12 protein-coding genes are annotated in these 13296 nt (G+C 72.1%); 5 read left to right on the top strand and 7 right to left on the bottom strand.

Features of this window, described 5'->3' with window-relative positions; all coding sequences use genetic code 11:
* Positions 1-103: 103 nt before the first annotated feature.
* Both M3666_RS03980 and M3666_RS03975 read right to left on the bottom strand, forming a co-directional pair.
* Positions 104-1108 (bottom strand): AraC family transcriptional regulator, encoded by a 1005-nt coding sequence (locus tag M3666_RS03980; protein ID WP_251154552.1) that lies wholly within the window; start codon positions 1106-1108, stop codon positions 104-106.
* Between the two features lie 61 nt (positions 1109-1169).
* On the bottom strand, positions 1170-2111 hold the full coding sequence (locus M3666_RS03975) for a sugar-binding transcriptional regulator (RefSeq protein ID WP_251154656.1): 942 nt from the start codon (positions 2109-2111) through the stop codon (positions 1170-1172).
* A gap of 229 nt (positions 2112-2340) precedes the next feature.
* Between M3666_RS03975 and M3666_RS03970 the strand changes: the two genes are divergently transcribed.
* A complete protein-coding gene (locus M3666_RS03970) occupies positions 2341-4083 on the top strand; it encodes a glycerol-3-phosphate dehydrogenase/oxidase (RefSeq protein ID WP_251154551.1) in 1743 nt (580 codons plus the stop codon).
* 197 nt (positions 4084-4280) lie between these two features.
* On the opposite strand, the gene M3666_RS03965 is transcribed toward M3666_RS03970, so the two are convergent.
* Positions 4281-4937 (bottom strand): histidine phosphatase family protein, encoded by a 657-nt coding sequence (locus M3666_RS03965; RefSeq protein WP_066655482.1) that lies wholly within the window; start codon positions 4935-4937, stop codon positions 4281-4283.
* Between the two features lie 27 nt (positions 4938-4964).
* Positions 4965-5087 carry a type B 50S ribosomal protein L36 gene (gene ykgO, locus M3666_RS03960; RefSeq protein WP_058743312.1) on the bottom strand — a complete coding sequence of 41 codons (123 nt, stop codon included), beginning with the start codon at positions 5085-5087 and terminating at the stop codon, positions 4965-4967.
* A gap of 59 nt (positions 5088-5146) precedes the next feature.
* On the opposite strand from ykgO, the gene M3666_RS03955 reads away from it, so the two are divergent.
* Positions 5147-6184 carry a GTP-binding protein gene (locus M3666_RS03955; RefSeq protein WP_251154550.1) on the top strand — a complete coding sequence of 346 codons (1038 nt, stop codon included), beginning with the start codon at positions 5147-5149 and terminating at the stop codon, positions 6182-6184.
* Positions 6185-6409: 225 nt separating this feature from the next.
* Here M3666_RS03955 and M3666_RS03950 read toward each other — a convergent pair whose 3' ends face one another.
* Positions 6410-7912 (bottom strand): MFS transporter, encoded by a 1503-nt coding sequence (locus M3666_RS03950; protein ID WP_209684966.1) that lies wholly within the window; start codon positions 7910-7912, stop codon positions 6410-6412.
* Between the two features lie 189 nt (positions 7913-8101).
* Here M3666_RS03950 and M3666_RS03945 point away from each other — a divergent pair, with 189 nt between their 5' ends.
* The gene (locus tag M3666_RS03945; RefSeq protein WP_066655496.1) at positions 8102-8638 is read left to right on the top strand and encodes a DinB family protein; all 537 of its coding nucleotides are present in this window, start codon (positions 8102-8104) and stop codon (positions 8636-8638) included.
* A 135-nt stretch (positions 8639-8773) separates the two neighbouring features.
* Here M3666_RS03945 and M3666_RS03940 read toward each other — a convergent pair whose 3' ends face one another.
* Both M3666_RS03940 and M3666_RS03935 read right to left on the bottom strand, forming a co-directional pair.
* Positions 8774-9739: a sugar-binding transcriptional regulator gene (locus M3666_RS03940; RefSeq protein WP_209684965.1), complete on the bottom strand. Its 966-nt coding sequence runs from the start codon at positions 9737-9739 to the stop codon at positions 8774-8776.
* A gap of 52 nt (positions 9740-9791) precedes the next feature.
* Positions 9792-10610 (bottom strand): GolD/DthD family dehydrogenase, encoded by an 819-nt coding sequence (locus M3666_RS03935; protein ID WP_209684964.1) that lies wholly within the window; start codon positions 10608-10610, stop codon positions 9792-9794.
* A 142-nt stretch (positions 10611-10752) separates the two neighbouring features.
* Between M3666_RS03935 and M3666_RS03930 the strand changes: the two genes are divergently transcribed.
* Together M3666_RS03930 and M3666_RS03925 are read left to right on the top strand one after the other, a co-directional pair.
* Complete coding sequence (locus tag M3666_RS03930) at positions 10753-11928, top strand: zinc-binding dehydrogenase (protein WP_209684963.1); 1176 nt, start codon at positions 10753-10755, stop codon at positions 11926-11928.
* Positions 11929-11947: 19 nt separating this feature from the next.
* Positions 11948-13273: an MFS transporter gene (locus M3666_RS03925; protein WP_209684962.1), complete on the top strand. Its 1326-nt coding sequence runs from the start codon at positions 11948-11950 to the stop codon at positions 13271-13273.
* Positions 13274-13296 lie beyond the last annotated feature (23 nt).

Here is a 13296-nt window from a genome sequence, read left to right as displayed (position 1 = left end):
ATGCGCCGGAGTTCGTTTCGGATGGGTTTCCGCCGAACATCTGCACGGTCTCCGCCGATACGGTCGCACGAGATTCGGCTCGGCCCGCGCACGCCCCGGGTGGTCAGTGCGCGCGGAGCGACTCGCTCGGCAGCTCGCCGAAGCGGGCGCGGTAGGTCGCCGAGAACCGGCCGAGGTGCCCGAACCCCCAGGCGCGAGCGATGTCCGCCACGCTGGTGTCGTCGCGGTCACCGCGGAGCAGGTCCCCCCGGGCGCCGTCGAGCCGCACGCTGCGCAGCAGGTCACCCGGCGTCTGGTCGAGGTGCCGCCGGAGCGACTGCTGGAGCCCACGCGGACTGAGCCCGGCCGCCGCAGCGATCTCGGCGGTCCCGATGGCGTCCCGCGCGTGGGCGTGCACGTACTCGAGCGCCAGCCGCAGTCGGGCGTGCTCCGGACCGTTGCCGGTGACCGTCGACTGCCAGCGCTCGCGGTGCGGGAAGGCGTCGACCGCCGCGGTCACGAAGGCGTCGACGATGCTGCGCCGTGCCGCCGGGCTGAGGTCGTTGTCGCTGTGCAACCAGGTCGACGAGTGCGCGCGCACGACCGACTGCCAGGTGCGCACGCCGTCGGCGGTCGGACGGTGCATCGCGTCGAACGTGAAGTCGGCATCGCCCACGAGCGACCTGACGTGCGCCTTGTCGAGCTGCACCAGGTTCAGCCCGATGTCGCGGTGGTGCAGTTCGTACGCATCAGGCAGGACCACGGGCACGCCGGGCTCGAGGTCGATGCTCCGGCCGCCGAAGGTGAGGGTACTGGACCCGGACCGCAACCACGCGACGAGGACCTGGTCGTCCACGACGCTCTCGGTCCGGAGGTCGACGAGGAACCGGGCCGTCCGCAGGGACAGCAGCCCGTCGCTCACCCCCGCGAAGTCCCACTGTGGGCGCTGTCGGGTCCGTCGGACCCGGGGCGCCCGGAAGTCGTAGTCGCCGGTGAAGAACGACAGGGCTTCATCCACGTCGGTGCCGGCGATGCGGCGGAAGGAGCGGCCGTCCGTCGCGGTCGCAGGTGCCGCCAGGACGGCGCCGTCGGACTCCACCTGGCCGGGGTTCTCGTGGGAAGGCACCATGCACCAGAACCTACGGGGCACCACCGACAAAGTAGGTCGGCACCTGACCCAGGCGGAGCGGTCAGGGCTGCAGGATCGCCTGCCCGACGCTCTCGTCCAGGATGAGGTCGGTGACCAGCCCGGCCGCGAGCGCACCCTTGAGCGACGCCGCCTTCGAGCGCCCGGCGACCACGCAGACCCGGCGCGGCGCCCGCTTGATCGTGTCGAGGTCCGGCGCACCGGCCCGGGCGTTCACGCCGATGTCCTTCCACGAACCGTCGGCGCGGTAGAACACGGTCGAGACATCCCCGACGACGCCGGCCTCGGTGAGCTCGTCGCGGTCGGACGGGTCGAGGTACCCGCCCGAGTACACGTGCGACGGCACCGGCGCCTGCGGGGCACCGACGCCGAACACGACGAGGTCCATCCGCTCGTGCAGGTCGAGGACGCGGCGGATCGAGCGCTCGCGGAACAGCGCCTCCTTCGTCGCCGGGTCGTCGAAGAACGCCGGCACCGGGAACTGCTGCACGAACGCGCCGTACGCCTCGCCGAACCGGCGCAGGATCTCCGACGCGTAGACGATGCCCGTGGTGCGGGTGTTCGCGGCGCCGTTGATCTGCACCACGGTGGACCCGTGCGTCGTCTTCGGTACGAGGTAGCGGCTCACCGCGCTGACGGTCGATCCCCACGAGATGCCGATCACCATGTTCGACTCGACGTACTGCGTCAGGATGCGCGCCGCGGACAGCGCCACCCGCTCCAGCCGGTCCACGTCGCTCGTGTGGTCCGGCACCGGCACGACGTGCGCGTGGACGCCGAACCGCGCGCGGATGTTGCGACTGAGCGCGGCGGCCTGGTCGAGGGGCGAGCGGATCTGGATGTCCACCAGCCCGGTGTCCCTGGCGTACTTCAGGAGGCGCGACACGGACGAGCGCGAGGTCCCCAGCTCGTCGGCGATGGCGTCCATCGTCAGGTCCTGCAGGTAGTACAGGTGCGCGGCGCGCAGCGCCTGCTGCGTTCGCATCGGCTGCGCTGCGTCACTCACGGAACCGAGCATGCACGGACGTGCAGGGCCTCTGCAACCCCTGTCGCGCCTCCCGGCCGTCGCCCCCGCACCCGCAGCGGCGTCGCGAGCCGGCCTGCCGACCCGATCGACACGTGTGCTGCACGTTCGTGCACGCAAGTTGCCCGCCTTCCCACACAGGCGCACCATCGGAGGAGTCCCACGGAACCGACCAAGGAAGCGACGCACCATGTCGAAGAAGACGCAGCCCCGGAAGACGGTCAGCGCGCTCACCGAGCGCCCGAACGCACAGGTCCTCATCGTCGGTGGCGGCATCAACGGCATCGCCACCTTCCGCGACCTCGCCCTGCAGGGGGTCGACGTCGTGCTCGTCGAGCGCGGCGACTACGCCGGCGGGGCCTCGGCCGCGTCGAGCCACATGATCCACGGTGGCATCCGGTACCTCGAGAACGGCGAGTTCCGTCTCGTGCGCGAGAGCGTCCAGGAGCGCAACGGCCTGATCCGCATCGCGCCGCACTACGTGAAGCCGCTGCAGACCACGATGCCGATCTTCTCGACGTTCTCCGGCATCATGAACGCTCCGCTGCGCATGCTCACCCACAAGCAGCGCTCGACCAAGGAGCGCGGTGCCGCGCTCATCAAGATCGGCATGACGATCTACGACTCCTTCTCGCGTGACGGCGGCTCGGTGCCGAAGCACCGCTTCCTCACCAAGAAGGCCGCGCTCGCCGACATGCCGGCACTCAACAAGGACCTCAAGTACACGGGTACCTACTACGACGCCTCGGTGCACGAGCCGGAGCGCCTTGCGCTCGACGTGCTCAAGGACGGCCTCGCCGCCGCGCAGGGCACCGGCAGCGCCGCGACCGCTCGCGCCGTCAACTACGTCGAGGCAGCCGGCACCCGTGACGGCGGCGTCGTCCTGCGCGACCGCGAGACCGGTGAGGACTTCGTGTTCACCGCCGACGTCGTCGTGAACGCGTCCGGCCCCTGGACCGACCTGACGAACCAGGCCTTCGGCGGCGAGACGAAGTTCATGGGCGGGACGAAGGGCTCCCACATCGTCGTCAAGAACGACGAGTTGCTCGAGGCGACCAAGGGCCGCGAGCTGTTCTTCGAGAACAACGACGGCCGCATCGTCCTCATCTACCCGCTCAAGGGCCGGGTGCTCATCGGGACGACGGACATCGACGCGGACCCGTCGAAGCCGGTGACCACGACCGAGGAGGAGATCGACTACTTCTTCGGCCTGGTGAAGCACGTCTTCCCGCAGATCGAGGTCACCCGCGACCACATCGTCTACAGCTACTCGGGCATCCGCCCGCTCCCCCGCCACGAGGACACCGCCCCCGGCTTCGTGTCCCGCGACTACCGGATCGTCGACACCCCGATCGCCGGCCTCCCCGACACGACGGTGCTGAGCCTGGTCGGTGGCAAGTGGACCACGTTCCGCGCCCTGGCCGCGCACCTGTCGAGCGACGTCACCACGAAGCTCGGCACCGCCCGGAAGGTCGACACGACCGGCATGGCGATCGGCGGCGGCAAGGACTTCCCGACGACCGACGCGCAGCGGGCGCTGTGGATCAAGTCGCACCGTGACGGCCTCGACGAGTCCGTCGTCGAGGGGCTGCTCGAGCGCTACGGCACCCGTGCGGCCGAGGTCGTGGACGTCCTCACCGACGGCCCGGTCGTGCCCCTCGAGTCCGACCCGTCGCTCACGCGGGCCGAGGTCGCGTACTTCGCGCAGCACGAGCAGGCGGTCCACCTGGTCGACGTGGTGCTCCGGCGCACGAACCTCGCCTTCGTCGGCGGCGTCACCATCGACCTGCTCGACGAGCTGGCGGACGTGCTCGCCGACACCCTGGGCTGGGACACCGAGGAGCGCGCGGACGAGGTCCAGCGCACGCTCGACGTCCTGCGCGAGTCGCACGGCGTGATCGTGCCGCTGCACACGACGGCGCAGCCCGCGTAGTCCACGCGAGCGCAGACGGACGGGAGGCGCGGTGCCGGCTGGCACCGCGCCTCCCGTCCGTCGCGTGGTCACGCACTCGCGCACCGCTCGGATCACCAGACGCCGCCGTCCCGCCGAGACGCCGCCGGATCGGGCGGCGTCTCGCTCGACTGCGGGCGTCTTGAGTCGACGCCGGCGTCTCGGGCGCGGCTCGGCCGTCAGAACGCGTCGCCGGTGGGGTCCTGCGCCGTCCGGTCGATGAGGTCCTCGCCACCGACTGGCTCGCCCTCCCAGTCGACCAGGCGCCAGCCGTCCTCGAAGGACCCCTCGACCTCGACGATCCCGGTGTTCTCGAGGTGCCGCTTCGTGCCGAACTCGTCCGGGGTGTTCTGCGCGACCGCGCTGGCCCAGGTGCGGATCGCCGCGCCGTGGCTGAACGCAGCCGCGACCTCGACCCCGGTCGCGAGGATCTGCCGCACGGCGTCGTCGTAGCGCGCGAAGAAGTCATCGCCGCTCTCGGCACCGGGCATCCGGCCCGCGCGGTCCCCCGCCGACCAGCCGTGCACGGTCGAGATGTAGAGCTGCACCGAGGTCCGGTCGTGCTTGCCCTGCAGGTCGCCCGCCTCGATCTCACGGAGCCCCGGCAGCACGACGGGTTCGAGCCCGAGCGCGGCAGCGAGGGGCGCGGCGGTGTGCTGCGTCCGGACCATGGACGAGACGAAGAGCCGCTCGATCCCGCGGTCGGCCAGGGCCGCGGGCAGCGCGTCCGCCTGCTGCTGCCCGAGCTCGGTGAGCCCGGGCCCGGGCACCTCGGCGTCGAGGACACCGTTCACGTTCGCGGGGGTCTGGCCGTGCCGGATGAGCAGGAGTCGCATGACCCCACCCTACGGACGGCCGGTGACCTACCCCTGGCGGGCCTTCCAGCGCGGGTCGCGCTTGTTGATGACGTACACGCGACCGCGGCGACGCACGATCTGCGAGCCGGGGATCTTCTTGAGCGCCTTGAGCGAGTTGCGGACCTTCACGGGGTCTCCTTCCTGCACCGGCTCCTTGTTGAGAACGGTTGTCATGTAGGGTACTCGACATGCGCCCCGCAGCAACCACCCTCGTCACCGCCCTGCACGATGCCGACGCCGTCCGTGTCGCCGGCAGGATCAGCAGCGGCCACCGCATGCACGTCGCCGGCAACGCCCTCGCCGCGGCTCGGGGCATCGCCGCGCGGCGCGACCAGCTCGACCGCGTGTGCGGACCCGACGCCGACCACGACCTCGTCGTGACGCTGGCGCCCGAGGTCGACGTCCGCGCGGTCGGCATGATGCTCGCGAACGCCGCGCGCTCGGAGACCGGGGACGACCGGATCCTGCGCCACGTGGTCGCCGTGCTCCGCGCGGACGACGTGGCCCACCTGCTCTGGTCCGACGTGGACGACGCCTTCGTCGCGGCCGAGCGGGTGGTCTCCGTCGTCGAGTACGCCACGGTGATCGCGCTCGACCGGGTCGAGCCGCTGTCCGGGCGACGACGTCGCGCCCTCGTGTCCCTCCTCCACCGCATGGCACCGCACGCGGTGATCGTCGCCGCGCCCGCCGTGCGCAGCGCCCTCGACCTGCCGGCGTCCAACGGCGGCGCGGCACGGCTGCTGGCCTCGGGGGCCGGGTGGATGCGCGCCCTGTCGTCCGACTCCGGCCGGACCGACACCGGGCGCGGTCCGCGGGACGACCTGGTGACCGTGCGGTACCGGGAGCCCCTGCCGTTCCACCCGGGGCGGCTCGCCGACGTCATCGCCGACGACCTCGCGGCGGGGGCGAACGGCCGGGTGCTGCGCTCGAAGGGCTTCTTCCGACTGGCGTCCCGGCCGGACCACGTCGGCTCGTGGTCGAGCTTCGGCGCGATGCTGGCGCTCGACCCGACCGCGAACCCGTCGTGGGACGAGGACGCACCGGTCGGTCAGGCGATCTGGTTCGTCGGCGAGCGCCTCGACGTGCACGCCGTCGAACGCGCGCTGGACGGTGCGCTCCTCACCCCGGCGGAACTGCTCGCCGGGCCCGACGTGTGGCGTCGGTGGCCGGACCCGTTCCCGGTGTGGCCGGCGCTCGACCCGCCGCACGAGCACCGGCACGACTGAGCACCGCGGACGGCCGCCGGCGCGGGCACCGGCGGCGGCACCGACGGCGGGGCACTGCTCGCCAGGGACGTGGGAACGCCCGGAGACGCGGGTGACGCGCGAACCGCGACGTTGCACGCGTCGATCGACACGTGCAACGTCGCGAACCTGGCACCTGGAACCGCGCGTCGGGCGCCGCGCGCCGCCCCGGGCCCCGGTCACCCGGCGCCGGTCAGCCGCACACCGTCAGCGCTCGGCGGCTGCTTCCGCCCGGTCCTGCGCCGCGAACGGCAGGTCCCCCAGGTCGAGGTTCGGGTTCGTGTCCTGCGTGAGCACGAGCTCGCGGGCCTCGTCCTCGGACTCCACCGCGGGCATCGACCCCGGCAACGGGCGCTGCGACGACTCCCGCATGCAGAACACACCGACCGCTCCGACGACGCTCATCGCGACGAGGAAGTACGCGGGCGCCAGCTGGTCCCCCGTGGCCGTCAGGAGCGCCTGCACGATGAGCGGCGTCGTCCCGCCGAACACCGCGATGGCGATGTTGTAGGCGAAGCCCATGCCGCCGTACCGCGTCGACGTCGGGAAGAGCGCCGGCAGCGACGCTGCCTGGTTCGACACCCACAGCGCGGTCATCAGCGCCAGCAGCCCGAGCCCGGCGAGGGTCGACCACTGCGCGCCGTGCCCGATGAGCAGGAAGGCGGGGACGGCGAGCACGACGGTCGTCCCGGCGCCGATCCACATCACGGTGCGGCGACCGATCCGGTCGGACAGCCGTCCGGCGACCGGCAGCATCACGGCGAGCAGCACGAGCACGGGGATGGTGAGCAGCGTGCCGTCGATCGCGGAGTAGCCGAGCGAGTCGGTGAGGTACGTCGGCATGTACGAGGTCAGCGCGTAGCCGACCGTGTTCGATGCGCCGACGAGCATGATCGCGATGACGATGGGGCGCCAGTGGTCGCGCACCATGACGAGCACGTTCGCCGGTCGGCCGCCCGCTGCGGCCTCGCGGTCCGACGCGGCGGCCTCCTGCGCGGCCTGGGTCGCCTGGAACACCGGCGACTCCTCGATGCGCAGGCGGAACCAGATCGCGACGACGCCGATCACGCCGGCGAGCAGGAACGGCAGGCGCCAGCCCCAGGCGGTCATCGTCTCCTCGCCCAGCGTCACCTGCAGCACGGTCACCACGGTCGCACCGAGCGCGAAGCCCATGTAGCTGCCGAAGTCGAGGATGCTCGCGAAGAAGCCGCGCCGACGGTCCGGGGCGTACTCGGTCACGAACGTGGTGGCCCCGGCGTACTCACCACCGGTCGAGAACCCCTGCGCGAGCTTCAGCACGACGAGCACCACCGGAGCGACCGCACCGATGGTCGACCACGCCGGCAGGACCCCGATGAGGAAGGTCGACGACGCCATCAGGATCAGCGTCGTGGCGAGCACCTTCTGACGTCCGAGCCGGTCCCCCAGCCGCCCGAACACGATCCCGCCGAGGGGCCGCGCGACGTAGGTCGCCGCGAACACCCCGAGACTGAACAGGATCTGCACCGACGGTTCGGCCGTGGGCAGGAACACCCGGCCCATCGTGACCGCCAGGTAGCCGTAGACCCCGACGTCGTACCACTCCATCGTGTTGCCGACGACCATGCCGCTGACGGCCCGGCGCATCATGCTCCGGTCGACCACCGTGACGTCGCTGACGCGCAGACGTCGGGGTGGTCGGGTGCTGGTACTGCTGGGGTCGGAACCCATTCGCGATCTCCTCGTGGTGGGGCGGGCCGGTCGGTACCGGCCCGGGACAGCCAGCAACGCTAGGGAGCACGAGGCCGGGCACTGCCACGGGATTCACAGGGAACGGCGTGTCACCCGGACGGGGGTCCCGCCCGATCCGCATGCCCGTGCCGATGGGGCGCGAGGTCACGAGCCGGTAACGTCTGCCCCATGGCGATCCGACCGGACACGAAGAACTGGACCTGGGTGATCGGCGCGGCGTGCCCCGAGTGCGGCTTCGACGGCGCAGCCCTCGCCTTCCGCGACGTCCCTGCCGTGATCACGGAGAACACGGCGGCCTGGCCGGAGCAGCTCGCCCGTCCGGACGTCCGGCAGCGCCCGGACGACCACACGTGGTCGCCGCTCGAGTACGGCGCACACGTCCGCGACGTCCACCGGAAGATGACCGAACGCCTCCGCCTCGTGCTCTCCGAGGACGGCCCGGCCTTCGCGAACTGGGACCAGGACGCCACCGCCGTCGAGGAGCGGTACGGCGAGCAGGACCCGGCGGTCGTCTCCCGCGACCTGACCGAGGCGGCTCGCGACGCCGCGGCCGCGTTCGCCGCGGTACCGGACGACGCCCTCGGGCGGACGGGCCGGCGGTCGGACGGCAGCGTCTTCACGGTCGCGACCCTCGCGACCTACTACGCGCACGACCCGGTGCACCACCTGTGGGACGTCCGCAGGACCGCCCGCACGACCGACTGACGGTCGGGACACGGGACGGACGGGAGGCGCGGCACCGGCCCGCACCGCGCCTCCCGTCCGTCGACGGTGCCGTCCCGACGGCGGGCGGCACGCGCACGGGCGACGCGGCCGAGGGTGCCGCTGTGCGCGGCCGGGTCAGGCGAGCGCGTCGAGCAGGGCGCGCGCGGTCGCGGCGTCGCTCACCAGCTCGTTGACCATGCCGGCGCGGACCGCGCCGACGATGCTCGGCACCTTCGCCGCCCCCACGGCCACACCGACCGCGTGCGGGACGCCGGCCAGGACGTCGCGCGAGGTCCGGACCATGCGCTCGCTGCCGGGGAACTCGATCGGCGAGCCGTCCGCGGCGAAGAAGTTGAGGCAGACGTCACCGGCGGCCTGGTCGAACACGGCGTCCTCGACCGGGATCCCCCGTGCCAGCGCGTCGCGGGTCGGGGTCGGTGCGCCGACGCCGAGGATCGCACCCTTGGCCCGCCCCCACAGCCCGACCACGTGCTGGAAGGCGGGGTCCTCGTCGAGGGTGGCGCGCATCGCGGCGGACGGCAGGGCCTGCGCGAAGAGGAACGCCGGGATCGCACCGGAGTGCTCGGCAGCGGTCCGCGTGATCTCGTTCGTCTGGAACCAGGGCATCGGGTCCGCCTGGCCGCCCACCGTCGGGACGATCTGGACCCCGGCCAGCGGCGGCATCCCGGCGTGTGCGACGTCGTACACGGTGCGACCGGAGGACATCAGCACGGCGTCGCCGGGCGTGAGCCCCATGCCCTCGACCGCGGTCGCGATGGGGGCGGCCAGGTCGGCGCCGAGCGTCGCCTGGTGCGTCACGGCGGCCAGGTGCACGGCTCGGAGTCCGAGCACGACCTGCAGGCGCTCGGCCAGTGCGACGGTCTCGTCCTGGAAGGGGTCCACGACGTCGATCCGGACGAGTCCGGCGCGGCGGGCCTCGGCGACGAGACGGCTGACCGTGGGACGGGAGACCCCCAGGCGCGACGCGATCTCGACCTGGGTGGCGTCCTCGAGGTAGTACATCCGCGCCGCCTGGTACACGGTGTCGAGCGGGAAGCGGGCCCGGGCCCCCTCGGCGCCGGTGGTGCTCTCGGAGGACATGCTGCGGACCCTTCGGATCGGTCGGACACTCGGATCGTAGTCCGACCGGGGGTCACCGGATCGTGAACCCGCCGTCCACGCGCAGGTCGGCGCCGTTCACCATCGCGGCACCGTCGCTCGCCAGGAACAGCACCGCGGCGGCGATCTCGGCGGGGGTGGCGAAGCGACCGGTCGGGATCTCGTCCTGGTGGCGGAGCCCCGCCTCGTTCGCCCAGGCCGCCCGGCCGAGGTCGGTGAGCACGACGGTCGGCGAGACGGTGTTGACCGTGACCCCGCGTCCGCCCCACTCGAGTGCGAGCACCCGGGTCAGCCCGAGGACGCCGGCCTTCGACGCGCAGTACGCCGCGTGCCGGTCGAGGCCGACGTGTGCCGCCTGCGATGCGATGTTCACGATCCGACCGCTGCCCGCCGCGAGCATGTGCCGCCCGACCGCCTGCGCCAGCCGGAAGGTCCCGGTCAGGTTGACGTCGAGCGTGCGCGCCCACGCGCCGCCGTCCAGGTCCTCCGCTGCGTCGAGCGCGACGATGCCGGCGCAGTTCACCAGCACCTCGATCGACCCGGCGGCGTCGACGACCTGCTGGACCGCCGCCGAGACGGAGGCGTCGTCCGTGACGTCGCAGGCGAGCCCGAGGTGCGCACCGGTGGGGACGTCGGGCAGCCCGGCGGCTGCAGCGGCCGAGGCGTCCGTCCGGACGTCGACGATCGCGACCCGGGCCCCGCGCGACGCGAAGGCGTGGGCGATCGCGTTGCCGATGCCGGACGCCCCACCCGTGACGACCGCCGTGCGGCCCGTCAGGTCGTTCGTCAGGTCGACGGCGTCGGGGCCCGGTCGGAGTGCGGCGGCGAGGTCGGTCTCGGTGGCGGTGGTCATGGTCGCTCCCTTGCGATGCGCGGTCGTGGTGTCGGAACGATAGCAGAAATTGTGTTCTGGACATCTGTTCCCGACCGTGTACAGTCGTCGCCGAACCATCGGAACGGGCACACCGCCCGGCTGACCAACGGAGGACCAGCTCATGTCGACGACGACGACCGAGACCCCGGCGCAGGGCGACGCGCACCGCGAGATCCCGACCACGATGCGTGCCGTGGTGGTCCACGGTCCGGGCGACTACCGACTCGAGGAGCGTCCGGTCCCGCAGCCCGGACCCGGTGAGCTCCTGCTCCGCACCGACGCCGTCGGCATCTGCGCGAGCGACCTGAAGTGCTACCACGGCGCGGCGAAGTTCTGGGGCGACGAGAACCGCCCGGCATGGGCGGAAGCCGACCGGATCCCCGGCCACGAGTTCGTCGGGACGATCGTCGCCGGCGCCGACGACGCGCTCGCGAAGCGCGGTGTGGCACTCGGCGACCGCATCGCCTGCGAGCAGATCGTGCCGTGCTGGGAGTGCCGCTACTGCCTCGAGGGCGCCTACTGGATGTGCAACGTCCACGACATGTTCGGCTTCAAGGGCTTCGACGGCGCGATGGCCGAGTACGTGCTCGTGCCGAGCGGGGCTCTGACGCACCCGGTGGACCGCGCGCTGCCGGGCCAGGTCGCTGCCTTCGCGGAGCCCCTCTCCTGCGCCTTCCACGCCGTCGAGCGCGGCGACATCCGGTTCGGCGACACGGTCGTCATCGCCGGCGCCGGTCCGATCGGTCTCTCCGCGATCGCCGGCGCCCGCCAGAAGAACCCGCTGCGGATCATCGCGCTCGACGTCGTCGACGAGAAGCTCGCGCTCGCCCGCAAGGTCGGTGCCGACCTGACGATCAACATCGCGCACGAGGACGCCGTCGCCCGGGTGAAGGAGCTCACCGACGGCTACGGTGCCGACGTCTACATCGAGGCCACCGGCCACCCGTCCGCGGTACCGCAGGGCCTGAACCTGCTCCGCAAGCTCGGCACGTTCGTCGAGTACTCGGTCTTCAAGGACGCCGTCTCCGTCGACTGGTCGATCATCTCCGACGACAAGGAGCTCGACGTCCGCGGGGCACACCTCGGTCCGCACACCTGGCCGGCGGCGATCAAGCTGCTCGAGTCCGGCACGCTGCCGATGGACGAGATCTGCACGCACCAGTTCCCGCTCGAGGACTTCCAGCAGGCACTGGACCTGGTCGGCGACTCCGCCGGTGCGTCCGTCAAGGTGTCCATCATCCCGTCGCTGTCCGCACCGACCACGTCCGCGCCGACCACGTCCGCCGCGCGGGCCTGACACCCGAGGAGTCCCCGCGATGTCGACGACGACCGCGCGCACCACCGCCTCCACGCCCCCCGCCGGCCGGTCCGAGGGCCGGCTGGACCGGATGGGGATCCCCCGTCCGCTCGCCCTCGGCTTCGTCGCCGTGCTGGTCTTCATGACCGGCAACGGCGTCGAGTCGAACTTCATCACCCCGCACATGGTCGCGGTGCTCGGCAGCCCCGAGGCCACCGTGGCGACGATCGTGACGTTCTACAGCCTCGCCGCCCTGATCGGCAGCTACGTCTCCGGCGCCCTGTCCGACCTGGTCGGTCCGCGCCGGGTGATGATCCTCGGCTTCGCCGTCTGGGTCGTCTTCGAGGTGCTGTTCCTGCTGGCCCTGGAGGTGCAGAGCGTGCCGTTCGCCGCCGTCGCGTACGCCCTGCGCGGCTTCGGCTACCCGCTGTTCGCGTTCGCCTTCCTGGTGTGGGTGAACATCACGACGCCGGTGGAGCGCAACGGCTCGGCCGTCGGCTGGTTCTACGTCGCCTTCACCGGTGGGCTGCCGACCCTCGGCTCGCTGTTCGCCATCGGGGCGATCCCGGTGTTCGGCGGCGGCACGGTCGGCGAGGCGGGCGCGATGGTCGCATCGATCGGCCTCGTGGTCGTGGGCTTCCTGATCATGCTGTTCGGCGTCCGCCTGCCCAACGGCTTCACGCGGATCGCACCCGCCGGTGAGAGCGCCTGGCGCGTGATGACGAGCGGGATCCGCCTCACCGCCACCCGGCCGAAGATCCTGATGGGCTTCCTCGTCCGCCTCATCAACACCGCGCCCGAGTTCGGCATGTTCGTCGTGCTGCCCGCGATCATCGCGAACGACCGCGGGTGGGGCCAGAGCCGCTGGCTGCTCATGACCGTCTGCGTCTACGCGACGAACATCCTGGTCAACGCCCTGTTCGGATGGGTCGGCGACCGGATCGGTTGGCAGCGCACGGTGAAGTGGTTCGGCATCGTGGGCTCGGCGACCGGGCTCGTCGCCTGGTGGTACGTGCCGCAGCTCGTGCCCGCGGGCTCCGACTGGGGCTACGTGCTCTCGGTCGTCGCCGGCTGCGTGTTCGGCTGCCTGCTCGCCGGCTTCGTCCCGATGGGCGCGATCATGCCCGCGCTCGCCCCGGAGCACAAGGGTGCCGCGATGGCGATGTACACCACCGCTGCCGGTGGCGCGGCGTTCCTCGGCACCGGCGTCGTCGCCGCGGTCTTCGCGCTCGGCGGCGGCGGCCAGGCGGTGACCTGGACCTTCGTCGGCCTCTACGCCTGCGCCTTCGTGATGATCCACTTCCTCGACGTGCCCCAGGGACGCCCGCACCGCGGCACCCGCTGAGGCCCGCCGAGCCGATCCCGGGC

The organism is Curtobacterium sp. ODYSSEY 48 V2 (assembly GCF_023712625.1).
Classification (GTDB): Bacteria; Actinomycetota; Actinomycetes; order Actinomycetales; family Microbacteriaceae; genus Curtobacterium.
The sequence above is the reverse complement of the archived record's forward strand: the minus strand, read 5'-3'. Positions and strand labels throughout refer to the sequence as shown.